General features: G+C 58.2%; 31 protein-coding genes. 10 read left to right on the top strand and 21 right to left on the bottom strand.

The annotated features are described in order from the left end of the window. Nucleotides 1-7: 7 nt before the first annotated feature. The 5 genes from pheS to thrS form a co-directional block, all read right to left on the bottom strand. Nucleotides 8-1,024 (bottom strand): phenylalanine--tRNA ligase subunit alpha, encoded by a 1,017-nt coding sequence (pheS, locus tag RGV59_RS25920; RefSeq protein WP_017847666.1) that lies wholly within the window; start codon nt 1,022-1,024, stop codon nt 8-10. Nucleotides 1,025-1,133: 109 nt separating this feature from the next. Next, nucleotides 1,134-1,490, bottom strand: coding sequence for a 50S ribosomal protein L20 (gene rplT, locus RGV59_RS25925; RefSeq protein ID WP_002553161.1), 357 nt, complete (start codon nt 1,488-1,490; stop codon nt 1,134-1,136). Between the two features lie 30 nt (nt 1,491-1,520). Then, nucleotides 1,521-1,715, bottom strand: coding sequence for a 50S ribosomal protein L35 (gene rpmI / locus RGV59_RS25930; RefSeq protein ID WP_002553160.1), 195 nt, complete (start codon nt 1,713-1,715; stop codon nt 1,521-1,523). Between the two features lie 60 nt (nt 1,716-1,775). After that, nucleotides 1,776-2,327 carry a translation initiation factor IF-3 gene (gene infC / locus RGV59_RS25935; protein WP_169850653.1) on the bottom strand — a complete coding sequence of 184 codons (552 nt, stop codon included), beginning with the start codon at nt 2,325-2,327 and terminating at the stop codon, nt 1,776-1,778. Next, on the bottom strand, nt 2,327-4,249 hold the full coding sequence (gene thrS / locus RGV59_RS25940) for a threonine--tRNA ligase (protein ID WP_017847667.1): 1,923 nt from the start codon (nt 4,247-4,249) through the stop codon (nt 2,327-2,329). Before thrS ends, infC begins: the two co-directional genes overlap by 1 nt. A 367-nt stretch (nt 4,250-4,616) precedes the next feature. Here thrS and RGV59_RS25945 point away from each other — a divergent pair, with 367 nt between their 5' ends. Both RGV59_RS25945 and RGV59_RS25950 read left to right on the top strand, forming a co-directional pair. Then, nucleotides 4,617-4,931: a hypothetical protein gene (locus RGV59_RS25945; RefSeq protein ID WP_082118816.1), complete on the top strand. Its 315-nt coding sequence runs from the start codon at nt 4,617-4,619 to the stop codon at nt 4,929-4,931. 289 nt (nt 4,932-5,220) lie between these two features. After that, nucleotides 5,221-5,433, top strand: a complete 213-nt coding sequence (locus RGV59_RS25950; protein WP_003234260.1) for a cold-shock protein — start codon at nt 5,221-5,223, stop codon at nt 5,431-5,433. A gap of 72 nt (nt 5,434-5,505) precedes the next feature. On the opposite strand, the gene RGV59_RS25955 is transcribed toward RGV59_RS25950, so the two are convergent. Together RGV59_RS25955 and RGV59_RS25960 are read right to left on the bottom strand one after the other, a co-directional pair. Next, nucleotides 5,506-5,826 (bottom strand): I78 family peptidase inhibitor, encoded by a 321-nt coding sequence (locus RGV59_RS25955; RefSeq protein WP_017847669.1) that lies wholly within the window; start codon nt 5,824-5,826, stop codon nt 5,506-5,508. 144 nt (nt 5,827-5,970) lie between these two features. Beyond that, complete coding sequence (locus RGV59_RS25960) at nt 5,971-6,279, bottom strand: hypothetical protein (protein ID WP_026140116.1); 309 nt, start codon at nt 6,277-6,279, stop codon at nt 5,971-5,973. 171 nt (nt 6,280-6,450) lie between these two features. Here RGV59_RS25960 and RGV59_RS25965 point away from each other — a divergent pair, with 171 nt between their 5' ends. Continuing rightward, nucleotides 6,451-6,663 (top strand): hypothetical protein, encoded by a 213-nt coding sequence (locus tag RGV59_RS25965; RefSeq protein ID WP_017847671.1) that lies wholly within the window; start codon nt 6,451-6,453, stop codon nt 6,661-6,663. A gap of 33 nt (nt 6,664-6,696) precedes the next feature. On the opposite strand, the gene RGV59_RS25970 is transcribed toward RGV59_RS25965, so the two are convergent. From RGV59_RS25970 to RGV59_RS26000, 7 genes are read right to left on the bottom strand one after another with little or no spacing between them, the layout of a single operon-like run. Next, nucleotides 6,697-7,725 carry a nucleoside hydrolase gene (locus RGV59_RS25970; protein ID WP_046382653.1) on the bottom strand — a complete coding sequence of 343 codons (1,029 nt, stop codon included), beginning with the start codon at nt 7,723-7,725 and terminating at the stop codon, nt 6,697-6,699. A gap of 26 nt (nt 7,726-7,751) precedes the next feature. After that, nucleotides 7,752-8,156, bottom strand: coding sequence for a D-ribose pyranase (rbsD, locus tag RGV59_RS25975; RefSeq protein WP_017847673.1), 405 nt, complete (start codon nt 8,154-8,156; stop codon nt 7,752-7,754). Continuing rightward, nucleotides 8,153-9,070, bottom strand: a complete 918-nt coding sequence (gene rbsK / locus RGV59_RS25980) for a ribokinase (RefSeq protein ID WP_046486744.1) — start codon at nt 9,068-9,070, stop codon at nt 8,153-8,155. The genes rbsD and rbsK overlap by 4 nt, the downstream gene beginning before the upstream one ends. Before the next feature lie 23 nt (nt 9,071-9,093). Then, the gene (locus RGV59_RS25985) at nt 9,094-10,116 is read right to left on the bottom strand and encodes a LacI family DNA-binding transcriptional regulator (protein WP_046486747.1); all 1,023 of its coding nucleotides are present in this window, start codon (nt 10,114-10,116) and stop codon (nt 9,094-9,096) included. A gap of 3 nt (nt 10,117-10,119) precedes the next feature. Then, entirely contained in the window at nt 10,120-11,097 is a 978-nt protein-coding gene (locus RGV59_RS25990; RefSeq protein WP_126586343.1) for an ABC transporter permease, read from the bottom strand. Then, nucleotides 11,094-12,647 carry a sugar ABC transporter ATP-binding protein gene (locus tag RGV59_RS25995; RefSeq protein WP_017847677.1) on the bottom strand — a complete coding sequence of 518 codons (1,554 nt, stop codon included), beginning with the start codon at nt 12,645-12,647 and terminating at the stop codon, nt 11,094-11,096. Before RGV59_RS25995 ends, RGV59_RS25990 begins: the two co-directional genes overlap by 4 nt. 57 nt (nt 12,648-12,704) lie before the next feature. Further along, nucleotides 12,705-13,664: a sugar ABC transporter substrate-binding protein gene (locus RGV59_RS26000; protein ID WP_026140120.1), complete on the bottom strand. Its 960-nt coding sequence runs from the start codon at nt 13,662-13,664 to the stop codon at nt 12,705-12,707. Nucleotides 13,665-14,227: 563 nt separating this feature from the next. On the opposite strand from RGV59_RS26000, the gene RGV59_RS26005 reads away from it, so the two are divergent. The 3 genes from RGV59_RS26005 (at nt 14,228) to RGV59_RS26015 (ending at nt 16,455) form a co-directional block, all read left to right on the top strand. Beyond that, nucleotides 14,228-15,316 carry an asparaginase gene (locus RGV59_RS26005; protein ID WP_126586345.1) on the top strand — a complete coding sequence of 363 codons (1,089 nt, stop codon included), beginning with the start codon at nt 14,228-14,230 and terminating at the stop codon, nt 15,314-15,316. A gap of 190 nt (nt 15,317-15,506) precedes the next feature. Beyond that, nucleotides 15,507-15,758 (top strand): DUF1654 domain-containing protein, encoded by a 252-nt coding sequence (locus RGV59_RS26010; protein ID WP_017847680.1) that lies wholly within the window; start codon nt 15,507-15,509, stop codon nt 15,756-15,758. Nucleotides 15,759-15,762: 4 nt separating this feature from the next. Then, on the top strand, nt 15,763-16,455 hold the full coding sequence (locus tag RGV59_RS26015) for an endonuclease (RefSeq protein ID WP_057005677.1): 693 nt from the start codon (nt 15,763-15,765) through the stop codon (nt 16,453-16,455). A 43-nt stretch (nt 16,456-16,498) separates the two neighbouring features. Here RGV59_RS26015 and RGV59_RS26020 read toward each other — a convergent pair whose 3' ends face one another. Further along, nucleotides 16,499-16,879 (bottom strand): hypothetical protein, encoded by a 381-nt coding sequence (locus RGV59_RS26020; protein WP_026140121.1) that lies wholly within the window; start codon nt 16,877-16,879, stop codon nt 16,499-16,501. Between the two features lie 247 nt (nt 16,880-17,126). Between RGV59_RS26020 and csrA the strand changes: the two genes are divergently transcribed. The 3 genes from csrA (at nt 17,127) to RGV59_RS26035 (ending at nt 18,188) form a co-directional block, all read left to right on the top strand. Next, the gene (csrA, locus tag RGV59_RS26025; RefSeq protein WP_003192511.1) at nt 17,127-17,321 is read left to right on the top strand and encodes a carbon storage regulator CsrA; all 195 of its coding nucleotides are present in this window, start codon (nt 17,127-17,129) and stop codon (nt 17,319-17,321) included. 211 nt (nt 17,322-17,532) lie between these two features. Further along, nucleotides 17,533-17,796, top strand: a complete 264-nt coding sequence (locus tag RGV59_RS26030; protein ID WP_017847683.1) for a hypothetical protein — start codon at nt 17,533-17,535, stop codon at nt 17,794-17,796. A gap of 95 nt (nt 17,797-17,891) precedes the next feature. Continuing rightward, the gene (locus RGV59_RS26035; RefSeq protein WP_017847684.1) at nt 17,892-18,188 is read left to right on the top strand and encodes a hypothetical protein; all 297 of its coding nucleotides are present in this window, start codon (nt 17,892-17,894) and stop codon (nt 18,186-18,188) included. A gap of 17 nt (nt 18,189-18,205) precedes the next feature. Here RGV59_RS26035 and RGV59_RS26040 read toward each other — a convergent pair whose 3' ends face one another. Next, nucleotides 18,206-18,883, bottom strand: a complete 678-nt coding sequence (locus RGV59_RS26040) for an HAD family hydrolase (RefSeq protein WP_017847685.1) — start codon at nt 18,881-18,883, stop codon at nt 18,206-18,208. An 844-nt stretch (nt 18,884-19,727) separates the two neighbouring features. Here RGV59_RS26040 and RGV59_RS26045 point away from each other — a divergent pair. Further along, nucleotides 19,728-20,081, top strand: coding sequence for a hypothetical protein (locus RGV59_RS26045; RefSeq protein ID WP_322247066.1), 354 nt, complete (start codon nt 19,728-19,730; stop codon nt 20,079-20,081). Here the strand turns inward: RGV59_RS26045 and RGV59_RS26050 are convergent. From RGV59_RS26050 to RGV59_RS26070, 5 genes are read right to left on the bottom strand one after another with little or no spacing between them, the layout of a single operon-like run. Beyond that, entirely contained in the window at nt 20,029-20,568 is a 540-nt protein-coding gene (locus tag RGV59_RS26050; RefSeq protein ID WP_322247067.1) for a lysis system i-spanin subunit Rz, read from the bottom strand. The genes RGV59_RS26045 and RGV59_RS26050 overlap by 53 nt on opposite strands. Beyond that, on the bottom strand, nt 20,565-21,074 hold the full coding sequence (locus tag RGV59_RS26055) for a glycoside hydrolase family 104 protein (protein ID WP_322247068.1): 510 nt from the start codon (nt 21,072-21,074) through the stop codon (nt 20,565-20,567). The genes RGV59_RS26050 and RGV59_RS26055 overlap by 4 nt, the downstream gene beginning before the upstream one ends. 60 nt (nt 21,075-21,134) lie before the next feature. Then, a complete protein-coding gene (locus tag RGV59_RS26060) occupies nt 21,135-21,407 on the bottom strand; it encodes a hypothetical protein (protein WP_322247069.1) in 273 nt (90 codons plus the stop codon). Next, nucleotides 21,400-21,726 (bottom strand): hypothetical protein, encoded by a 327-nt coding sequence (locus RGV59_RS26065; RefSeq protein ID WP_322247070.1) that lies wholly within the window; start codon nt 21,724-21,726, stop codon nt 21,400-21,402. Before RGV59_RS26065 ends, RGV59_RS26060 begins: the two co-directional genes overlap by 8 nt. Beyond that, a complete protein-coding gene (locus RGV59_RS26070; RefSeq protein WP_322247071.1) occupies nt 21,723-22,628 on the bottom strand; it encodes a hypothetical protein in 906 nt (301 codons plus the stop codon). The genes RGV59_RS26065 and RGV59_RS26070 overlap by 4 nt, the downstream gene beginning before the upstream one ends. Between the last annotated feature and the right edge of the window lie 9 nt (nt 22,629-22,637).

Genomic DNA, 22,637 nt, shown 5'->3' on the forward strand with positions numbered 1-22,637 from the left:
GTTACGACTAGCGAAATTGCGCGAGGAACCGCAAGTCGTTGTCGAAGAACAGACGCAAGTCGTTCACGCCGTAACGCAGCATGGCCAGACGCTCAACGCCCATGCCGAAGGCAAAGCCCGAGAACTCTTCCGGGTCGATCCCGGACATGCGCAGCACGTTGGGGTGAACCATGCCGCAGCCCATCACTTCCAGCCAGCCGGTCTGCTTGCAGACGCGGCAGCCTTTACCGCTGCACATCACGCATTCCATGTCGACTTCGGCGGAAGGCTCGGTGAACGGGAAGAACGATGGACGGAAACGCACCGCCAGCTCTTTCTCGAAGAACACCCGCAGGAACTCTTCGATGGTGCCTTTGAGGTCGGCGAAATTGATATCGCGATCGACCAGCAGGCCTTCGACCTGGTGGAACATCGGCGAGTGGGTAATATCGGAGTCGCTGCGGTACACACGGCCTGGGCAGACGATGCGGATCGGCGGCTTGTTCGCTTCCATGGTGCGGACCTGTACCGGCGAGGTATGGGTGCGCAACAACATGTTCGCGTTGAAATAGAAGGTGTCGTGCATCGACCGGGCCGGGTGATGGCCTGGGATGTTGAGCGCCTCGAAGTTGTGATAGTCGTCTTCGACCTCAGGACCTTCGGCGATGCCGTAGCCGATATGGGTGAAGAACTGCTCGATACGTTCCAGAGTCCGGGTGATCGGATGCAGACCGCCCGAGGCCTGGCCACGGCCAGGCAAGGTTACGTCAATGGACTCGGCGGCGAGCTTGGCCGAAAGTTCGGCCTCCTCGAGCGACGCCTTGCGCGCATTGAGAACCTCTGTGACACGCTCCTTGGCGACGTTGATCAGCGCACCGACTTGCGGACGCTCTTCAGCCGGCAAATTCCCCAGGGTCTTCATCACCTGAGTCAATTCACCCTTTTTGCCAAGGTAGTGAACCCGGATTTGCTCCAGGGCATTGATATCTTCAGCGCTTTGCACAGCCTCAAGAGCTTGAGCGACGAGCGCGTCCAGGTTTTCCATGTACAGACTCCAGATACAAAATAGGGGAAGAGCTTGAAGGCTCTTCCCCTATTTATGACGTTTAACACCTTGGGCCACAGGAGTAGCCCAGGGTGACTGTCGGGGGTACTTAAGCCAAGGTGGCTTTAGCTTTCTCGACAATCGCAGCAAACGCCGCTTTTTCGTTCACTGCCAGATCAGCCAGAACCTTACGGTCGATCTCGATGGACGCTTTTTTCAGGCCAGCGATGAAACGGCTGTAGGACAGACCGTTAACACGAGCACCAGCGTTGATACGAGCGATCCACAGAGCGCGGAACTGACGTTTTTTCTGACGACGGTCACGGTAGGCGTATTGGCCTGCCTTGATTACCGCTTGCTTGGCGACACGGAATACGCGTGAACGCGCGCCGTAGTAGCCTTTAGCAAGTTTCAGAATTTTTTTGTGACGTTTACGGGCAATGACGCCACGCTTTACACGAGCCATGAGTTACTTCCTCTATTCTTGATCCAAAAATTAACGAAGGCGCAGCATGCGCTCGACTTTTGCCACGTCAGACGGATGCAGCAAGCTGCTACCGCGCAGTTGACGCTTACGCTTGGTCGACATTTTGGTCAGGATGTGGCTCTTGAAAGCGTGCTTGTGCTTGATACCGTTAGCAGTTTTCAGAAACCGCTTAGCAGCACCACTTTTAGTCTTCATCTTTGGCATGTTCGGATACTCCGCATTCAGTTGATAAACATAATCAGAAGGCCTGCCGTGCCCTATTGATTACTTCTTCTTTTTCGGGGCGATGACCATGATCAGTTGGCGTCCTTCCATCTTAGGATGCTGTTCGACCGAACCGTACTCGAGCAGGTCAGCTTCAACCCGCTTGAGGAGTTCCATCCCCAGCTCCTGGTGGGCCATCTCACGGCCGCGGAATCGCAAGGATACCTTGGCCCTGTCCCCATCACTCAGGAAACGTACCAGGTTGCGCAGTTTTACCTGGTAATCCCCTTCCTCCGTCCCTGGACGAAACTTGATTTCTTTTACTTGAATCTGCTTCTGGTTCTTCTTCGCCGCAGCAATCTGCTTCTTCTTTTCGAAGATCGACTTGCCGTAGTCCATCACCCGGCAAACAGGTGGGACTGCGTCGGCGGAAATTTCCACCAGGTCCAGTTTGGACTCTTCAGCGATACGAAGCGCTTCATCAATCGAGACGATGCCAATCTGCTCGCCGTCAGCGCCAATTAACCGAACCTCGCGTGCCGAGATATTCTCGTTGATCGGGGCTTTCGGTGCAGCTCGTTTATCTTGTCTCATTTCACGCTTAATAATAATTACTCCGAATCTGGGCGACCACGCCGGGAAACCGCTTGCGCGAGGAACTCAGCGAACTGGGCGACGGGCATCGAGCCCAGGTCAGCACCTTCACGAGTACGCACAGCGACAGTCTGCATCTCGACTTCCCGATCTCCGATAACCAAAAGATAGGGAACCTTGAGCAAAGTATGCTCGCGGATTTTAAAGCCGATCTTTTCATTTCTCAAGTCGGACTTGGCACGAAATCCGCTTTCGTTGAGAGTTTTTTCAACTTCAGCAGCAAAATCGGCCTGTTTATCAGTGATATTCATGATCACTGCCTGAGTCGGAGCCAACCACGCGGGGAATGCGCCCTCGTAGTGCTCGATCAGGATACCGACGAACCGTTCGAACGAGCCGAGGATCGCCCGGTGCAGCATAACCGGGTGTTTACGGCTGTTGTCTTCGGAGACGTATTCGGCTCCCAGACGGATCGGCAGGTTAAAATCGAGCTGCAAAGTACCACATTGCCAGACACGACCAAGACAATCTTTCAGCGAAAACTCGATTTTCGGACCGTAGAAGGCGCCCTCACCCGGCTGCAGATCATACGCAAGGCCCGCGCTGTCTAGCGCAGCGGCCAGTGCGGCTTCGGCGCGATCCCACAACTCATCGGAACCGACGCGTTTTTCCGGACGAGTGGACAGCTTCATTTCGACTTCGGTAAAGCCGAAATCGCGATAGACGTCCATGGTCAGCTTGATGAACGCAGCGGATTCGGCCTGCATCTGCTCTTCGGTGCAGAAGATGTGGGCGTCGTCCTGAGTGAAGCCGCGCACGCGCATGATGCCGTGCAGCGCACCCGACGGCTCGTTACGGTGGCAGGCACCGAACTCGGCCAGGCGCATCGGCAGCTCGCGGTAGCTCTTCAGGCCTTGGTTGAACACCTGCACGTGGCAAGGGCAGTTCATCGGCTTGATGGCGTAGTCGCGGTTTTCCGACTGGGTAGTGAACATGTTGTCGGCGTAGTTGGCCCAGTGCCCGGACTTCTCCCACAGGCTGCGGTCAACAACCTGGGGAGTCTTGATCTCCAGGTAGCCGTTTTCGCGCTGAACCTTGCGCATGTACTGCTCGAGCACCTGATACAGGGTCCAGCCGTTCGGGTGCCAGAACACCATGCCCGGCGCTTCTTCCTGGAGGTGGAACAGGTTCAGGCGCTTGCCGATCTTGCGGTGGTCGCGTTTCTCGGCTTCTTCGATGCGCTGGACGTAGGCGGCCAGCTGCTTCTTGTCAGCCCAGGCCGTGCCGTAGATCCGCTGCAGTTGCTCGTTCTTCGCGTCGCCGCGCCAGTAGGCACCGGACAGCTTGGTCAACTTGAACGATTTGAGGAAACGCGTGTTCGGCACGTGCGGGCCACGGCACATGTCGACGTATTCTTCGTGGTAGTACAGGCCCATGGCCTGCTCGTCCGGCATGTCTTCCACCAGGCGCAGCTTGTAGTCTTCGCCACGGGCAGTGAACACGTCGATCACTTCGGCGCGCGGCGTGACTTTCTTGATCACGTCGTAATCTTTTTCGATCAGCGCATGCATGCGCTGTTCAATCGCGGCCAGATCGTCCGGAGTAAAAGGACGCTCGTAGGCGATGTCATAATAGAAGCCATCGTCGATGACCGGGCCGATCACCATTTTCGCCGTCGGGTACAGCTGCTTGACCGCGTGGCCAATCAGGTGTGCGCAAGAGTGGCGAATGATCTCCAGCCCCTCTTGATCCTTGGGCGTGATGATTTGCAGGCTGGCATCGGCGGTGATCAGGTCGCTGGCGTCAACCAGCTTGCCGTCGACCTTGCCGGCCACGGTGGCCTTGGCCAGGCCGGCACCAATGGATGCGGCGACCTCGGCTACGGAAACCGAATGATCGAATGAACGTTGACTGCCATCGGGAAGAGTAATAGTTGGCATGGCGCCTCCTCTCCTAGTGGTGACCCCTACCAAAGGTCACGTGGGTTGGGATGAGCCAGTACAAGATCCAATACCAGGCCGTTCAGTGATGAACGCCTGCCTTACAGCGGCAGGAGCCTTTCGGCCAACCGGTGATCGAACCAGAGTGACTGGAGTGGACAAAAAGAAACATGGCAAGGCGGCATTTGGCGCGCCCGGAAATAGCCAAGCACACGATGCTAGCACAGATGAACGGTCATCGCGCCCACGGCGCCACAGCCAATAACAAATTCCCGCTTTTATAGCGGCAAAAGTGAACTTGAGCTGTACGTCCCCCGTCAAATCCGCCGAGAATCGCCATTCGTCCTCACGACTTTAGGAGCATTTAATGATGCGTTTTTCCTCGACCTTCGCGCTTGCAGCATCCCTTACCCTTCTCTCCCTCGGCGCACAGGCCGCCGCTCCTTCGAACTGGCCTGCGGGCGCCAGGGACGCATTCGTCAAAGACTGCAGCTCAGCCGCCAGCCAGAACGTGGATATCAAAACCGCCAAAGCACACTGCGAATGCGGCGCCGACAAGATCAATGCTGAATTGAGCACCGCGGAAATCAAGGAACTCATGACCAACCAGAACGCGAGCCAGGCGCTTAAAAACAAAGCAGTCTCGGCTATTTCGTCCTGCAAAGTCGTGAAGAAAAAGTAAGAATCGCTGCAATTCGGATGGCAGTTTTTCGGTAAAAACCCTCTTAAAACTGCCATTTCGCACAAAATACACAGCTTTTACGGCTTTTTTTACCAGCTGATATTTCGTGCGAAAGCCCCGTAGATCGGGGCTTTCAGCCAACCGAAGGACTAAACCCGGGGCTATTGATTAGCAAACAGTGCCTTGGGGGGGCTCCCAAGCCGAACATTTCGACTATGATAGCCCTGTGTGCCCAGTTGGCCTGAGCAGCACAGCACTACTGAAAATATATGTTTCTTGGAGATACACCATGTCTAATCGCCAAACCGGCACCGTTAAATGGTTCAACGATGAAAAAGGCTTCGGCTTCATCACTCCTCAAGGTGGCGGTGACGACCTGTTCGTACACTTCAAAGCTATCGAAAGCGACGGTTTCAAAAGCCTGAAAGAAGGCCAAACCGTTTCCTTCGTGGCTGAGAAAGGCCAAAAGGGTATGCAAGCTGCACAGGTTCGCGGCGAGTAATTCTCCGCTGAGCTAAAAAAACCCCGTCAATGTGACGGGGTTTTTTATGGGTGCTGCAAAAGCCTGTGGCTATCAGCCGCAATTGACCCGGGTGATCACCAGGTTATCGTCGGTGTTGAGGTTAAGGCGGTCGGAGCGGTATTCCAGGGTGATCATATCGTTAGGCTTGAGAATTCGGGCGTTCTGCGCACCGGCACGGGTACGCGCTTGCTCCAGCAACTGGGGCGAGGCTTTCTGGCCGATCGTGAACTCGGCGGCCTTCGCCTCACAGCGGCTATGACCGGCATCGGTCACGGCGGCATCTTTGGCTGGCTCAGAGGTACCCGGGGTGCTGCAACCCGCCAACGCGAGTGCCGCCAACAAAGTACCGAATGATGCGAGCTTCCAAGGCATGAAGCCTCCTATGATAAAAAATGGACAGAGATCGTGCGACAGCGATCAGGCGGATTGGTTTCAAGACGTAAATCGCCTGCTGGCAAGTCTGCCTGACTCAGGGCAGGCATTCGCCCGATCAATCGTCACCAGATATGAACGAATTCAGTAGATGTCGATGTAGTCAAACGGTGGCTTTGGCCAGTTCTGCTTCAAGGCATTGAAAATCTGTGTGACCCAGACCTCATCGCTGGCGGCCACGTTTCCGACGTAACCGGAGCCCTTGGCCCAGGTTTCCAGGCGAAACAGCAACCCATCGATATCGACGCCGCCGACGGCCTTGCCGGAGGAGATGTAGGCAATACCTGCCCTGGTGACTCGCAATTGAGTGTGTTCATCATCACTGGCACTGGCAAGCAGTTGGCGCACGGCGGCCAATGTCAGGTTCTCGGGGTTGTTCAAGTCGATCTGCACGCGGTGTTCCCCGGTCATTAAAACAGGCTGACAGTGTCGCACACTGCTTGCCTCATTTCGAAATACCTCATGCGTAAGTAGCAGTGCCAAACGCCGTACAAAATGCTTAACTGCCGACGTAAGAACCGCGTTTTAGCGCATCACCCCGTACTTCCAGCTCGTGAGACACCCATGACCACCGTAACGCTCCAAGCCGACATCAAAGCCAAGTGGCCCCAAGGGCAGAGTTCCTACAGCCCCGGAAGCCCGGAAGAATTGGCGATCATCGGTATCGACCTGTTGGTCAAGGAGTTGGGCACCCAGGCCGCGCAAGCGTTCATTGGCCAGGTTTTCGAGAAATACCCGGCCGATCACATGGGCGCACACAACCCCGGGCGCGATTAAGCACCGGCCGGCGAGCGCCGACCGGCAATCACCTTACTTCAGGCGCGCCAGGCGCTCGGTCAACAGATCGAAAAAGCCCTGGGCGTCGCCATTCTCAACCCAGAACACATTCTTTTCCTGCTTCAGGCCGTCATACCAATCGACGATGGTCTGGCCAAAGGTCGGCCCTTCGCGGCTGTCCACCACCATATTGGCCTGACGCCCGCTGAACAACGAAGGCTTGAGCAGATACGCGATGACTGTGGCGTCATGCACCGGGCCGCCAGGAATGCCGTAGTGCTCCATATCGCCTTTGACGTATTCATTGAGAATATCGCCGACGACTTTGCTCGCGTTGTTGTTGATGTCGGCGATCTTCTTCAGGCGCGCTTCACTGGTCAGCACCTTATGGGTCACGTCCAACGGCAGATAGGTCAGCTTGACGCCACTCTTGAGTACAATCTCGGCTGCGACCGGGTCAGCGAACAGGTTGAACTCGGCCACCGGCGTGATATTGCCGCCGTTGAAGTGCGCGCCGCCCATCACCACCACTTCCTTGATGCCCTGGGTGATCTCAGGCGCCTGGGTCAGCGCCAGCGCCAGGTTGGTCTGCGGGCCAAGCATGGCGATGGTGATGCTGTGCGGCTTGGCGGTGCTCAGGGTCTTGATCAGGTAATCAACGGCATTGCCTTCGGCCAGGGCCTTTTTCGGCTCATGTACGGCGACACCGGAGATGCCTTCCTTGCCATGGATATTTTCGGCGTAGATCGGCGTGCGCAGCAGCGGTTTCGGCGCGCCCGCGTACACGGGGATGTCCTCTCGCCCTGCCCACTCACGAGCCAGGCGCGCGTTACGCGAGGTCTTGTCCAGGCGCACATTGCCGGCGACGGTGGTCAGCGCCCGAATGTTCAACTCCTCCGGGGAGGCCATGGCAAACAGCAAGGCCACTACATCGTCGGCACCTGGGTCGGTGTCGATGATCAGGTCGATTTTTTCCGCCGCTTGGGCGCTCACTGCGGTGAGTGCAGACAAAAGCAAAACACTCCGGAACAGATTTCTCAGGGTTGGAAGATTACGCGGCATGAAACACTCCTTGTCGTTGGGGAACTCTAGAACGTGACGCCGGACACCAGTGCGATATTGCAATAAGGCTGGCACTCGCCCGTGCGGACAATGGCACGCGCGCTGCGGCTCAGTTGCTTGAATGCGTCATGACTGAGCAGACGCCGCTCGCCGAGCGCCGCCTGGTCGGTCAGGGCATTGAGTGCGCTGAGCGCCGGCGGCTGCTTGAGCAGGATTTCTTCGGCCAGCACGTGGCTTTCCACCTGCATTTCGCTGAGCACAATGCGCAAGGTGCTGATGAAGTCGGGAATGCCCTGGGTCAGGGCCAAGTCGATCAACTCGACGCCCGACGGCACGGGCAGGCCAGCATCGCCGATAACCAGGATATCGCCATGCCCGAGGGAGGCGATCAAGCGTGACAGGGCGATATTGAGCAGCGGTGTCTTTTTCATGAGGGCACAAAACCTTGAACGTCGTGCAGCGTAGGAATAGAGGGTTGCGCGCCGGCGCGGGTGACTGACAGCGCGGCCGCCACCTGACCAAAACGAATCGCCTCGGCTTCGCTTTTGCCATGGGCCAGCGCTGCGGCAAAACCGCCGACGAACGTGTCGCCGGCAGCCGTGGTGTCCACCGCCTTGACGTTGGGCGCTGCCAGGTGCTCAACACGGTTGCCATCGCTGAACAGCGCGCCCTGAGCGCCGAGGGTGATGATCACTTTAGCGGCGCCGGCCTTGATCAACTGCGCCGCGGCGAGCTTGGCGCTGTCCAGGGAGTCCACCGCCACGCCGCTCAGGGCGGTGGCTTCGCTCTCGTTGGGGATCAGGTAATCGATCGAGGCATACCACTGCGCCGGCAAAGGACCGCTGGCCGGGGCCGGATTGAGGATCACCGTCTTGCCCAGTTCACGCCCGCGCTTGAGCGCATACCCGACGGTCTCCAGCGGCACTTCAAGCTGACAGACGATTACGTCGGCGGCCTGCAACACCGCATCAGCCGCCCGCAACGAAGCAGGCGTCAGCTCACCGTTACTGCCGGCAACGATCACGATCGCGTTCTGGCTGCTGTCGTCCACCACAATCAACGCCACACCGCTGGACCCGTCGACACGGCTCACAGCCTGGCAATCGATGCCTTCGACCAGCAATGCATCGCGCAATTGGATGCCGTAGGCGTCAGAGCCGACGCAGCCGATCATCGCCACCTCGGCCCCCAGCCGCGCCGATGCGACGGCCTGGTTGGCGCCCTTGCCACCGGGGACGGTGGAGAACGATTGGCCGATCAGGGTTTCACCGGCGCGGGGCAGCCGGCTGGCGCGGGTGACCAGGTCCATGTTCAAGCTGCCTACTACCACTACTTTTGCTGGCATACATCAGTACTCATCAATTCGGTTCAGCGGTATTGCGCGAATACACCGGCAAGTGGCGCCGTCGACTCACGCAAGACAATACTCGGCGTCACGATGCGTTGATCGATCGGCAGTTGGGGGGTCGCAATTCGTCGCAGTAACAACTCGGCCGCCGTCTCGCCCAATTGCACGATCGACTGCCCGACCGTGGTCAGCGCCGGGTACACGTAACGGCCCATTTGGATGTCATCGAAGCCGATCACCGACAATTCGCTCGGCACGCGGATGTTGCGCTCGGCTGCCGCACGCAACACGCCGAAACCGATCATGTCGTTGCTGGCGAAAATCGCGCTCGGCGGGTTTTCCGACAGCAACTTCACTGCCGCGGCATAACCGCCGGTGCTGGTGAAGTCGCTTTCCAGGGTGCGATTGGCGGCAACGTCGATACCCGCCTCGCGCAAAGCGCGGTGATACCCCGCCAGACGCATTTGTGCCACACGGGTATGGCCAGGGCCGCCGATGCAGGCGATGTCCCGATGGCCCAGTTCAAGTAAATGCCGGGTCGCCAGGTAGGCGCCCTGCTCGTGATCTATACGCACCAGGTCGACATCAATACCGTCCAACGCCCGGTCGACAATCACCATGGGCGTGCGGACCGCGCTCAAGCCCGCGGCCAGGCCGCTGTCGTCGCCGCCCACCGAGGTCACGATCAAGCCATCGACGCGCTTTTCCAGCAACACTCGCAAATAGCTGCGTTGCTTTTCGGCGTTATCGTCGGAGTTGCAGAGGATCACGCAATAGCCATTACGCTCGCAGTAATCCTCGATCCCCCGGGCCAGCTCGGCGAAATACGGGTTGAGGCTGTTGGGCACAAGCAGGCCGATAGTGGCAGTGGTCTTGGCCTTGAGCGAACGCGCCACGGCGCTGGGCACATAGTCCAGTTGCTTGATCGCCGCTTCCACCTTGAGGCGCACCGGCTCGCTGACCGGGCGCGTCTTGTTCACCACATGCGACACGGTGGTGTAGGAAATACCTGCAAGTGCTGCCACATCCTTAATCGTCGCCATGGTTCAGCCCCGCCGACTGGCGCGTTGACTGCGGTAGGTATCGAGGACCACGGCAATCACGATCACGGCACCGGTGATGATGCGCTTGGTGGGTTCTGTGGCACCGATCTGCGCCAGGCCAGCCGCCAATACCGAAATAATCAACACACCGAAGAACGTGCTGATCACCGAGCCGCGCCCGCCCATCAGGCTGGTGCCGCCGATCACCACGGCCGCGATCACTTGCAGTTCCAGGCCGGACCCGGCGTTCGGGTCCGCCGCTTCCAGGCGCGAGATCTGGAACAGCGCCGCAACACCTGCCAGCAGGCCCATCAGGCTGAACACCAGGATCTTGTAAGGTTTGGGATTGATCCCGGCCAGACGCACGGCTTCTTCATTGGTACCGATACCGATCAAGTAACGGCCGAATACCGTGCGAGTCAACACCAGTTGGGCGACGATGATCACCAGCAAAGCGATGATGAACGAAGGCGAAATCCCGAAGGCGATCGGATTGGACAGCCAGGCAAAGGAGTCACCGATATAAGCCGTGCGCGAGCCGGTCATCTGGTACGCCACGCCGCGTGCCATTTCCAGTACGCCAAGGGACACGATAAACGACGGAATCCGCCAGGCCACGGTGATCGAGCCGGTGATGGTGCCGGCCAACGCGGCGCAGCCCATGCCGAGCACGGCGGCCGGCAACACGCTCCAGCCCCAGCCGAGAATCGCCACGCTGACCGCCGACGCCGCCAGCGCCAGCACCGAGCCCACCGACAGGTCGATTCCGCCGATGATCAGGATGAAGGTCATGCCCACCGCCAGCACCATCAGGTCCGGGATCTGGTTGGCCAGGGTGCTGAAGGTGTCGTAGGACAAGAAGTGATCGCTGAGCACCGAAAACAGCGCAATCATCGCCAGCAGCGCACCCGCCAGCCCCAGGTAGGTGCCCAGGCCGTAAAAGTTACCGCCTGCTTTAGCAGGGGAAGTTGTTGTTTTCATTGGGCATCCCTAAGCGCTGCGTCATTGAGCAGCGCGTCACGTTTCTGATAGCCGGCGAAGGCGGCAGCGAGCAATTCATCCTGGGTCCAGCGGTCGCGCTCGAAGGTCTCGATCAACCGCCCGGCAGAGAGCACGCCGATGCGGTCACAGATCAACATCAGTTCGCGCAGGTCGCTGGACACCACCACCAGTGCTTTGCCCTGGCGGGTCAACTCGCCGAGCAAGGCGTAAATGTCGAACTTGGCCCCCACGTCGATGCCACGGGTCGGCTCATCGAACAGCATCACCGAGCAGTCGCGCTCCAGCCAGCGGCCAATCACAACTTTCTGCTGATTACCGCCGGACAATTCGGACACCAACTGCGCCGGACTGGAACTGCGGATACGCATGGCATCGATCTGACGCTTGGCCAGGGCGGTTTCGTCGCGACTATTTACCACACCGCCGCCGGAAATTTCCGGCATGTTGCCCAAGGCGATATTCGCGCTGATGGATTGCGTCAGCAGCAGGCCTTCGCCCTTGCGGTCTTCGGTGATCAAGGCGATGCCGTGGCCCACTGCGTCGACCGGCGAGCGAATGCTCACCACTTGGGCCGGCGACCCCAGGGCAATGGTGCCGCTGTCGGCCAGGTCGGCACCGAAGATCAGGCGCAGCAATTCCGTGCGGCCGGCGCCGATCAGGCCGGAGATGCCATAGATCTCGCCGGCACGCACTTCAAAGGAGACGTCGCGGACCTTGTCCGCACGGGTCAGCCCTTTCACCGTCAAAGCCGGGCCGCCGATGGTACGGGGCCCCAGGTCAATGTGCTCGCCCAGCTCGCGGCCGACCATCAAGGTCACCAGTTGCTCGCTGTTGTAATTGGCCATCGGCTCGACGCAGACCAGTTTGCCGTCACGCAGTACTGCAATGCGTTGGGCGACACGGGCCAACTCTTCGAGCCGGTGCGAAATATAAATGATCGCCACGCCCCGGGCCTGCAGGCGGGTGATTTGCTCAAACAGCATCTCGACTTCACGGGCGGTCAACATAGCCGTGGGCTCGTCGAGAATCAGCACATGGCAGTCGCCGATCAGGTTGCGGGCGATCTCGACCATTTGCTGATGGCCGATACCCAGGCTGCCGACCAGGGTGTCCGGGTCAATCGCATCCAGGCCGACCTGCGCCATCGCTTCGATCGCCGCGCTACGCAGCTGCTTGCGGCTGATCCAGCCACAGTGGCTGGGCAAGTTGTCCAGGAACAGGTTTTCGGCCACGGTCAGCGTCGGCAGCAGGTTGAGCTCCTGCATGACCATCCGCACGCCCAGCTCTTCAGCCTGGGTGCGACTGCCGGGACGGTAGTCCTGACCGTTGAATTGCATGTGCCCGGCGGTCGGCGTGACCAGCCCGCCGATAATCTTCGACAAGGTACTTTTGCCTGCGCCGTTTTCACCGGTCAGCGCCAGCACTTCCCCGCGATTGAGCGTCAAGGTGATGTCGGACAGAACCGGCTGGGCATAAGTCTTACCGATACCGCTGACCGAGAGGACAGCGTTCGGGGCGGAAGATGACATAGGAAAATCTCCAGGCGTCCGCTCAGGGTGAGCGGACGCTGTTGGGTGCAGCCGGGATTACTTCTTGAGGACGAGTTCGACCGGGGTTTCGATCACGCCGTCTTGAGCGTCGACCTTCTCACCCTTGACCAGCTTGAGCGCGTTCTGGATACCGAACACGGCCTGCTGTGCGGCAGCCTGGTCGGCGGTCGCCAGGACACGGCCGTCCTGCAGCATCGGCTTGATCGCGGCGATGTTGTCGTAGCCTACGACCAGAACCTTGCCGGCTTTGCCTGCCGCACGCACGGCCGAGACGGCGCCCAGGGCCATGTTGTCGTTACCGGCCAACAGCGCCTTGAGGTCGGGGTATTCGCTCAGCATCGCAGAGGCGACCTTCTGGCCCTGGTCGATTTCCCAGTTGCCCGATTGGGTGGAGACGATCTTCATGCCGGCCGCGTCCATCGCATCCTTGTAGCCTGCGGTGCGCTGCTGCGCGTTGGTAGTGGTCGGTACGCCTTCGATGATGCCGACCTTGTCACCCGCGGCCAGTTGCTTGGCCAGGTAATCACCCACCAGCTTGGAGCCTTTGCGGTTGTCCGGGCCGACGAAGGGAATATCGAGGTTTTTGCTTTTCAGCACGCCCGGGTCCAGGCGGTTATCGATGTTGACGACCTTGATGCCGGCATCGGAGGCTTTTTTCAGCACGGTGACCAGTGCCTTGGAGTCAGCCGGTGCGATGACGATGGCGTTCACTTTGGCGAGGATCATCTGGTTGACGATATCGATCTGCGCGCTGGTATCGGTTTCGTTCTTGATACCGTTGGTGATCATGTCGAAATCAGCGGCGTGGGACTTCTGGTAGTCCTTCGCGCCCTCTTGCATGGTGACGAAGAATTCATTGGCAAGGGATTTCATCACCAGGCCGACCTTGGGTTTGGCGGCGGTGTCGGCGGCGAATGCAGAAGAGAGAGGCAGAGCAGCAGATGCGGCGGCAAGCACAGCGACAGCAAGAAGACGTCCAGCGAATGGCAGCTTCATGGGTTCACTCCGATCTTATGATTATTGGGAGCAACGCTTGCACCGAAGAACACTTCGGCAGCCCACCCACCCGGGTGACTGATACGAGCTTTCAAGACGTTCAGGGCGTACCCGCGAAACATCTCGCAAACGTTTGCGTTAAACAAACTATGAGAACCTTGCCAGGATTTGTCAACGGAAGAAAACCGCCCTCCACCCAAGCCCTCTAGCGCCTGCGTTCCAGCCTGTCTCGCGGGGTTATTAAACATCACCGTCGCCGGATCGTTCTCTAAAACGACAGGCAGTGCCGCCGATGTCATACGCCTCCGGCGACTATCCCGTCATTATTTTCGGACAACCGAACGCAACAGCCACGCTTTGTTCGGAAAGCCGGACAAGTGCATGGACAAACCTTCTTAAAGGTAATTTTAATTTGTTTTAAATCAACATCTTAGATAATAAACACGAAGGCGTTCAGGCTGGTACAAATCCTGCTCCCTTCCTGCACCTCGAGGCGTTCAGAACCGCCCGAGCGCTCTAGATGAACTTGCTACCGCACTCATCAAAAACCAGAGAGAAAAATAATGAAATCTGCACTGAAGACCTTTGTTCCGGGCGCACTCGCCCTCCTGCTGCTGTTCCCCGTTGCCGCTCAGGCAAAAGAAGTCGAAACCAAAGCCAAACTCTCCAACGTGGTGATCCTCGCCACCGGCGGCACCATTGCCGGCGCTGGCGCCAGCACCGCTAACAGCGCCACCTACCAGGCAGCCAAAGTCGGCATCGAGCAATTGATCGCCGGTGTTCCCGAGCTTAGCCAGATCGCCAATGTGCGCGGCGAGCAAGTCATGCAAATTGCCTCCGAAAGCATCAATAACGAAAACCTGCTGCAACTGGGTCGCCGCGTCGCCGAACTGGCTGACAGCAAGGACGTCGACGGCATCGTGATCACCCACGGCACCGATACCCTGGAAGAAACCGCTTACTTCCTGAACCTGGTGGAAAAAACCGACAAACCCATCATTGTTGTCGGCTCGATGCGCCCAGGTACCGCCATGTCGGCAGACGGCATGCTCAACCTGTACAACGCCGTCGCCGTCGCTGGCAGCAAGGATGCCCGCGGCAAGGGCGTGCTGGTGACCATGAACGACGAGATCCAGTCGGGTCGCGACGTGAGCAAGATGGTCAACATCAAGACCGAAGCGTTCAAGAGCCCATGGGGCCCGTTGGGCATGGTGGTTGAAGGCAAATCCTACTGGTTCCGCCTGCCGGCCAAGCGTCACACCGTGGACTCCGAGTTCGACATCAAGACCATCAAGAGCCTGCCCGACGTCGAAATTGCCTACGGCTACGGCAACGTAAGCGACACTGCCGCCAAAGCCCTGGCCCAGGCCGGCGCCAAAGCCATCATCTTTGCAGGCACCGGCAACGGTTCGGTGTCCTCCAAGGTCGTCCCGGCCCTGCTGGAACTGCGCAAGCAAGGCGTACAGATCATTCGCTCGTCCCACGTGAATGCCGGCGGTTTCGTGCTGCGCAACGCCGAACAGCCTGACGACAAGTACGACTGGGTGGCTGCCCACGACCTGAACCCGCAGAAAGCGCGGATTCTGGCAATGGTTGGCCTGACCAAGACCCAGGACAGCAAAGAGCTGCAACGGATGTTCTGGGAATACTGATTCCTGGTAACACCTGTGCAGGGGCGGATTCGCCCGCCCCTGCTTCCCCGCAAAACCCTCGCTACATATCTCCCCGCCCTACATCAATTCGCTTGAATCGCTGTCAGACGAGCTTGTTGAATTTTAAGCAGTTGCGAAATCGCCTACAGTTAAATACTGTATGCACGTACAGCTTACTAAGGAATACTCCGTGGCAAAGTCCTCTTCCGCAGCGCCAACCCCGCCTGATGCTTACGAACGCCTGGCCCTTCGTGTGCAAAAGATCATCAATTCGACCAACGCCCAGAAAGCCAAGGCAGCCTTGATCTTCCGCCTGCCGGATGAACCGGAGGACGAATGGCAACGTCTGCTGGAGGAAATTGCGGAGAACGACAACGTCACACTCGCCTACCGGGACGACGGTGGCGTGCAGATTTTCTGGGTTGTGCCGAAGGAAGATTGATTCAATGAGTGTCCGTTTTACTGCTGTGTTTTTGTGCCTGTTTTTTGCCATCGCCGCCCACGCCCAAGCGCCCCGAACGTTCAGCGAAGCCAAGAAAATCGCCTGGAAGCTCTACGCACCACAATCCACCGAGTTCTATTGCGGCTGCAAATACACGGGCAACCGCGTAGACCTGAAAGCCTGCGGCTACATCCCACGCAAAAACGCCAGCCGCGCCGCGCGCATCGAGTGGGAACATATCGTGCCGGCCTGGCAGATCGGGCATCAGCGCCAGTGCTGGCAGAATGGCGGGCGCAAGAACTGTACGCGGTATGACGACGTGTTCAAACGCGCCGAAGCCGACCTGCACAACCTCGTGCCGAGCATCGGCGAGGTCAATGGCGACCGGAACAACTTCAGTTTTGGCTGGCTGCCGGTGCAAAGCGGGCAGTACGGTTCATGCCTGACCCAGGTCGACTTCAAGGCCAAAAAGGTGATGCCGCGTCCGTCCATTCGCGGGATGATCGCACGGACGTATTTTTACATGAGTAAACAATACGGCTTGCGCCTGTCGAAACAGGATCGCCAACTGTACGAAGCCTGGAACAAGACCTATCCGGTGCAGACCTGGGAGCGCCAACGCAATCAGACGGTAGCCTGCGTGATGGGGCGCGGCAACGAGTTCGTCGGCCCGGTGAATCTGAAAGCCTGCAACTGAAACCGAGCGGGAAAAATCGGTATTTTCCCGCCCAATCGGCCGGTTACTGCGCGACCTTGTGTTCGATGATCTGCGACTCGGTGTCGTTTTTCTTGGCACGGGCAAGTTTTTCCGTCAGCAAGGCCTGCTTGGCTTCAGCCTCGGCCCTGGTTTGGAATGGCCCCAACAGCACCACATCCTTGCCGTCTTCCTTCACGATATAAAAATTGAAACCATGCTCCAGCAACCAGGCGGTCAGGTCGGTGATCGCCTGCAGCTTGTGATCCGGCGGGCCCACGCGCAGGTCCCACTCCTGAGCGGCAATCGCACCGGTTTGCGGCTGGCTTTCAGTCACGGCGGGCTTGGCCCTGGGCTCTTCGACACGCTTGCCTTCACCGCAACCGGCCAATGCCAACACCGCCATTGCCATCGCTACTTTACGCACTGCCCTGCTCCTTTAAGGATAAAGAGGCAACTTTATCATCCACTGTCTATTCTGGCCGTCATAAACGTTGGGTTAAACAATGCGAATCATGTATCGCAGACCTGTATGATGACGCCATGGGAATTAATGTCGCCTCTATGCGTCCTAAAAGAGGCAGTCACAGGGAAGCGCTTAGCAGTAAGCTACACACATCCGACACCTGCCCTGTCTGAAACATGTGTCCTTAAAAGTAATCAAGGAGAAGTCCATGCTGATACTCACCCGTAAAGTTGGTGAAAGCATAAACATCGGTGATGACATTACGATCACCATCCTGGGCGTCAGCGGCCAGCAAGTACGAATCGGCATCAATGCACCGAAGGATGTTGCCGTGCATCGCGAGGAAATCTACCAGCGCATCCAGGCCGGCCTGACGGCGCCGGACAAAAACCAGACGCCTTGAAGCGCCTTCAGTAGCCAGCCTTTTCGTTCACGGTCACGGCTGGCGAAAACCCTATTGGCCTGCTCGCGTTCTTTTCGCGTTCAGCGTATCCAGTCCTTTCATCGTCGCTAAAAAGATGAAACTGTCATTACGCCCGGAACTTGTTACATGATTTGCAGCCGAACCTCGTGAGAACCTCTTCCGCCATACGAGTGCACTCAGGAGCACATCGATGAGGCCTAGCACGAAGCGACCTTTTGCCGCCCGCTCCTGGATGATCGCCCTGTTCATCGGGCTCGTCTTTGCGGGATTGGAATGCGGCTTGAGGTTCGAAATCAAAGACATCTACGTCACCGATGTGCCGTCGTGGCTGGACTTGACGCTGTTGCTCGGCGGCTACCTGTTTGTGTTCTGCCTCAAGCCGATCCAGAAAACCGTCCAGCGCAAAATGTGCCAGCGCGCAGCTCCCGGCGAACACCGGAGAACTACCCGCTGACGGCTGATGCCTGGCTATCAGATCGCCGGTATTTACAGCCCTGCAGCAGCACCTATGCTTGGCCTTGCACGGTCGGCTGAAAGGCGTTGAAACAGATGGACACCCTGAGCAAATCCCAAATCGAATCTGCACTGGCATCGCGCTTGCCCAGCTATAAGGTCGTCTGCACATTACATGCTGACGGCACCCTCTCAGCCATTCTCAGCGGCCCGAACACCGACCACTTCGCAATCACCGGCATCGTGCGCGCGCACTATCGCGGCGAAGAAGCGATTGCCCGACTTGCCAATGAGATACTCAGAGAGATGGTGCTGTCGCGCCAGGGCGTGAAAAATTATCCTTTGCACACGCCCGGCGCCCCAGGCACGTGTGAAGAAGGCCACGGCCGATAGAACGCACCCTTTTCCTCTCACTCCATTCGGCGCTCGACGCGCAGCAGGCCTTCAGCGTCGCGCCGCACCTGAAACTGCTCATACCCGTCAATCCAGGCATGCGCAGTCACCATGGGTGTCAGGTGCGTCGAGGTCACGACCATCACATCCGCGCCCGCCGCCTCCCCCGCTCGGATCCCCACCGTCGCATCTTCGAATACCAGGCAGTCCTGGGCCGCGACACCCAGACGTTGCGCACCCAGCCTATAGCAGGCGGGATCCGGCTTGCCGTTGGCGACATCCTCGGCCGTCACCCACACCGCCGGCGGACTGATGCCCGCCGCCTGCAGGCGCCGCAGCGCCAACTCCCTGGGAGCGGACGTCACCAACGCCCATTGATCGCTGGGCACATCATTCAAGAACGCAACGGCGCCGGGAATCGCCACCACACCCTCGACATCATTCAGCTCAGCCTCGGTGATCCATTGCGCCTCAGCCTCAGGATCGACCCCAGGCAACGCCTGACGCCTGATCGTATCGATCGCCCGTGCGCCATGAATGGTGGTCAGGAACGCCGCCACATCCAGGCCATGACGTTCAGCCCAGATACTCCACACCCGTTCGGCAGCCGCAATGGAGTTGAGCAAGGTGCCATCCATATCGAACAGGAAGGCGCGATAACGCTGGGCAAATACGGCTGAACCGGGGATGGGCACGGTGTGGCTTCCTCGCAGGCGACGACAAAAATAGACTCGAGGCAATCTACGGATCACCTCGACGCTTGTAAACGCCAACAGCGCTCACGCGACGCATCCACGGCGCTACAGCGGCAGCGCCCAGGGCGGGGCGACGTGTTTCGAGTGTTTTTTTCCAAGGCGGGAGAATTGTCGCTGCAGACCGACAAACCGTGGGGGGGGGTGATCGCCTTGTGTCGGCCCGGCGTGAAGATTCTCATTCAGCCACTACACTCAACAATGCAACCGCACGTTCTGTGCATCGTTCAGGGCAATATTGCCGACAAAGAGGCTAGCCACTATGTACGCCGGACAAACGCATATGGAAACGTTCAATGGCGAAATTCTCGGCCAGATGCTCGTCCAGATCATCTGTCTGCTAGCGGTGGCTCAGCTTTTCTTCTGATCGCCCGCTTCACCGTCCGCCGCGAACGGGGCGTGGCGAAACTGCGCGCAAATTTCAGGCGCACACAAAAAAGGGCCCACCTTTCGGTGAGCCCTTCTAGACCGCCCAGCAGAGCGGATTTTGTTTGGTAGGCGCGATTGGACTCGAACCAACGACCCCCACCATGTCAATGTGACCATGAAATATCCGTAAGCGCATGATCTATAAAGGAAAAGAACCATTTTTAGCTTGGCTAAAAATCGCTAATTCGCGCTATAAGAATCAATAACTTAGCGTTGTATATTCCTACAGTGGTTGCCCTCCCCCGGCGTCCTGCCGACCGAACACCAAACCAAAACCAGCTACAGCTCGTCGCCTCAAATCGCGCAACGATCAAACCTCGATTACTGTACACCCATACAGTATTTTGATTTACCCACCATGCATATCGACGAAGACACCTGCGAGTGGCTTGACCTCCCATCGCCCCTGGAAATGTACAAACATCACGCGGCGTTGCTCGAAGACGAGATCGCCGCGCTTCATCTACAACTGCGCAAGGCCCGGGATAACGTCCGGGGCCTGGTGCAAATGAACGACGAGCTTGCCACCGGTAAAGCCATTGCCGAGACCGCGCTTAAAAAGGCTCTTGCTGACGCGGGCAGGCTCAATCAAGAAACCTCAGAAATGGGCCGTCGCATAAATGGCCTGATGGCCGTTGTCGAACAGCGTGACCACCTGTTCAGGGAGAACCAGCGGTTGCTGATGGAGCGGAATCAGGCGCGATCGTCCTGACATATGCCTGGCACGCCCGCAGCGCAATCAGTCCTTGGTCCCCGTCACCGGTGATGGCGAGAATTCGTTGAGCATGCGCTGGGTCAAGTTGGGCGCGCGCGGCTCCATGAACCACGCCGGCGGTGCCGGGGGTGGCAGGCACGTTGCAGCCACTGGCTGAATCCGCGGCGTCGAGAAGGACTGACAGCCGGACATCAGAAGTGGCAAGGCGATCGCGCAGAACAGCCTGGTTGCGTTGGGCATCGGATAATTCCCTGGTGTGTTGTTGGTCCTGGCCGGCGAGCTGCTGCTCCAGGGCCAGGCGCTTGTCGGTCTCGGCGCGGGCTTGGGCGTCGGCCGCGCGGGTGATCGCCGCCAGGTCATCCTTGTGCAGGCCGGCCTGCTCGGAGAGCTTCTTGCCCATGCGCCAGTCCTGCACCTGCCAGGCGCCGCCAAAGCCGATGACCATCGCCAGCAGGATCGCGGCCAGGATCTGCCCGGGCGTCACGACATCACCCCGCCCGCCAGCAGGTACTGCTTCAGCAGATCCTCCAGGCGGTGTTCGCGCTGCCCGTATCCAGCGCCGGGCAGGCTGGCCCAGATGTTCCGGCACTTCGCGATAGCCGTTTCGATCCGCCCGGCCACCACATCAGGCAAAGCCCGGCACTCGCGGATGTGCTGCAGCGCCAGAAGGTCTTGGCTGATCGGGCTGAAGTCAGGCAGCTTGAGCAGAGCCTTGTAGTGCGGCCAGTCCTTCAGCATCTGCTGGTATCGCCCGGAAGCATTGGACGTCAGCCCCTTGCTGTTGATGACCTTCGACGCGCGCCCATTGGCGAACGGGTGATCTGTGAAGTCCTTGAAGACCTCGGGCTTACGATCGGCGCCGGTGACGATCACGTCGTAACCATCCATGGCAGTGGCCGGAGATGTGCTGGTGCCCTCGGACCAGGCGAGCATGTCGAGGAACGCCAACGCGTTACGGCCGCCGGCGAGTGATTCGGAAAGTCGGGCCATTGCTTTTCTCCAGGCAAAAAAATACCCGCTCGTGGCGGGTGTTGGTTTTCGTATCGGCTATCAGCTCGGCCTAACCGGACGCAGCCCGGGTTCGGGATATCCTTCGGCGCCTAGCTTCCACGCGCGCAACTGAGTGCGGTAGTCGCGCCATTGACGATCTGTCCCCTGGACCGTTTCGCCATCTTCGATAGCTTCCAGCAACTCGCCTACAAAGCGGCGCTCGGCCTCAACCCACTGAGTTTCAAGCGCGATCAACGGAGCCAGCCGCGCGGACTCGTTCTCTGTCTTGATACTTGCTGCCTTGCGCAGTTTTGACCAATCGATATTACTCACTGACTTGTTCCTTCTGAACAATAGGCAAAGGCTTTGGGAGTTCGATCAGGCCGTTTTGGGTGATGGTGAGAGGTGCTGGAAATGCTTGCTCCTGGCTGTAGTTCCAGGGGTTCGGCAATATCAGGCCTATTTCAAGATTGCCGTTCGAGCGAGTCACGTCACCCGAAAACCACTCCGACTGAATGGCGTCTCGCGGAAGCACGTCTCCCTCTTCAACCTGGGAAAAGTCGAACGCTTCACCGTCAACTATAATCGTTTCTCCCTCCTTCTGGTAAGTGACTGAATCGTCTCGTCGTTGCGGGCTGAATGTAATTTTCATACTTTCCATCTTCCGGTAACTGTATATACGACGGCGCAGTTTCTAGTCCCTGCTGTAGTTGAGAAGAAATAGAAGTTTCCTGTGCCAATGGATGGAGTACCTATCCATATTGTTGCATCGGCAGTCACCGCAGATAGCAAAATAGACGGGGTGCCTACAAAGGTGGCCGCTGTCGGGCCAATACCTTGGAGAATCGAGTTAAAAACTGCGCCGTTTGGGCTGGCAATGCTTATCCCTGATTTATCTACTACTCCCCAGCAGAACAGAGTACCGTCTGCAAATTTTGTAAATTCTCCATTAGCATTTGATCCGCGCTCAATAATAGACCCGCTATCCATAGAGCCTGAAATATTTGCAATTGCGGCATTTCCAAGCCCAAGAGCGGCGCGAGCTCCTGACTGTGTATTGCTACCCGTACCACCTTTGGAGACTGGCAATATGTTCTCGGTTGAAACTGCGCCAAGACCAAGAGCAAGTCGCGCATCAGTCTGATTAGATGAGCCGGTACCGCCCTTCGCAAACGGCAGGATGTCATAGTTTCCGGTAGTGCCCAGCGCCGCAAGCTTCGGACCGAACTGATTATTCAGGGAGTTGAAGGCATCCGACAGCATCTTGTCATAGCCCTGTACAGGCATGATGGCATAAGCGGCGCCGGTTACTGTCGGCCCTTTGTAGGCCGGGAGGATCGAGATTACTGTAGAGCTCGCGACGTTGGCTACCTCGTATGTCGCACCGTCGGGACCAACGAATGAATCTCCATTCCTGCTGCTAGCGGCGAAATCTACATTTGTGCCTACAACAGTGGTGCTGCCATTTTGAACCGCAACTGTTCCAGCCCTTTGCCAAACCATGTTTTTCTCCAGACAATAAAAAAATCCGCTTAGCGCGGCATAGCGAATCAAATAGATATA

Origin of the sequence: Pseudomonas sp. FG1 (assembly GCF_034313875.1) — a bacterium.
Taxonomy (GTDB): domain Bacteria; phylum Pseudomonadota; class Gammaproteobacteria; order Pseudomonadales; family Pseudomonadaceae; genus Aquipseudomonas; species Aquipseudomonas veronii.

What these genes read in the sequence shown, in the direction of transcription:
- pheS (WP_017847666.1), bottom strand. Translation starts at nt 1,024, where the DNA reads ATGGAAAACCTGGACGCGCTCGTCGCTCAAGCTCTTGAGGCTGTGCAA.
- rplT (WP_002553161.1), bottom strand. Translation starts at nt 1,490, where the DNA reads ATGGCTCGTGTAAAGCGTGGCGTCATTGCCCGTAAACGTCACAAAAAA.
- rpmI (WP_002553160.1), bottom strand. Translation starts at nt 1,715, where the DNA reads ATGCCAAAGATGAAGACTAAAAGTGGTGCTGCTAAGCGGTTTCTGAAA.
- thrS (WP_017847667.1), bottom strand. Translation starts at nt 4,249, where the DNA reads ATGCCAACTATTACTCTTCCCGATGGCAGTCAACGTTCATTCGATCAT.
- RGV59_RS25945 (WP_082118816.1), top strand. Translation starts at nt 4,617, where the DNA reads ATGATGCGTTTTTCCTCGACCTTCGCGCTTGCAGCATCCCTTACCCTT.
- RGV59_RS25950 (WP_003234260.1), top strand. Translation starts at nt 5,221, where the DNA reads ATGTCTAATCGCCAAACCGGCACCGTTAAATGGTTCAACGATGAAAAA.
- RGV59_RS25955 (WP_017847669.1), bottom strand. Translation starts at nt 5,826, where the DNA reads ATGCCTTGGAAGCTCGCATCATTCGGTACTTTGTTGGCGGCACTCGCG.
- RGV59_RS25965 (WP_017847671.1), top strand. Translation starts at nt 6,451, where the DNA reads ATGACCACCGTAACGCTCCAAGCCGACATCAAAGCCAAGTGGCCCCAA.
- RGV59_RS25970 (WP_046382653.1), bottom strand. Translation starts at nt 7,725, where the DNA reads ATGCCGCGTAATCTTCCAACCCTGAGAAATCTGTTCCGGAGTGTTTTG.
- rbsD (WP_017847673.1), bottom strand. Translation starts at nt 8,156, where the DNA reads ATGAAAAAGACACCGCTGCTCAATATCGCCCTGTCACGCTTGATCGCC.
- rbsK (WP_046486744.1), bottom strand. Translation starts at nt 9,070, where the DNA reads ATGCCAGCAAAAGTAGTGGTAGTAGGCAGCTTGAACATGGACCTGGTC.
- RGV59_RS25985 (WP_046486747.1), bottom strand. Translation starts at nt 10,116, where the DNA reads ATGGCGACGATTAAGGATGTGGCAGCACTTGCAGGTATTTCCTACACC.
- RGV59_RS25990 (WP_126586343.1), bottom strand. Translation starts at nt 11,097, where the DNA reads ATGAAAACAACAACTTCCCCTGCTAAAGCAGGCGGTAACTTTTACGGC.
- RGV59_RS25995 (WP_017847677.1), bottom strand. Translation starts at nt 12,647, where the DNA reads ATGTCATCTTCCGCCCCGAACGCTGTCCTCTCGGTCAGCGGTATCGGT.
- RGV59_RS26000 (WP_026140120.1), bottom strand. Translation starts at nt 13,664, where the DNA reads ATGAAGCTGCCATTCGCTGGACGTCTTCTTGCTGTCGCTGTGCTTGCC.
- RGV59_RS26005 (WP_126586345.1), top strand. Translation starts at nt 14,228, where the DNA reads ATGAAATCTGCACTGAAGACCTTTGTTCCGGGCGCACTCGCCCTCCTG.
- RGV59_RS26015 (WP_057005677.1), top strand. Translation starts at nt 15,763, where the DNA reads ATGAGTGTCCGTTTTACTGCTGTGTTTTTGTGCCTGTTTTTTGCCATC.
- csrA (WP_003192511.1), top strand. Translation starts at nt 17,127, where the DNA reads ATGCTGATACTCACCCGTAAAGTTGGTGAAAGCATAAACATCGGTGAT.
- RGV59_RS26030 (WP_017847683.1), top strand. Translation starts at nt 17,533, where the DNA reads ATGAGGCCTAGCACGAAGCGACCTTTTGCCGCCCGCTCCTGGATGATC.
- RGV59_RS26035 (WP_017847684.1), top strand. Translation starts at nt 17,892, where the DNA reads ATGGACACCCTGAGCAAATCCCAAATCGAATCTGCACTGGCATCGCGC.
- RGV59_RS26045 (WP_322247066.1), top strand. Translation starts at nt 19,728, where the DNA reads ATGCATATCGACGAAGACACCTGCGAGTGGCTTGACCTCCCATCGCCC.
- RGV59_RS26055 (WP_322247068.1), bottom strand. Translation starts at nt 21,074, where the DNA reads ATGGCCCGACTTTCCGAATCACTCGCCGGCGGCCGTAACGCGTTGGCG.
- RGV59_RS26065 (WP_322247070.1), bottom strand. Translation starts at nt 21,726, where the DNA reads ATGAAAATTACATTCAGCCCGCAACGACGAGACGATTCAGTCACTTAC.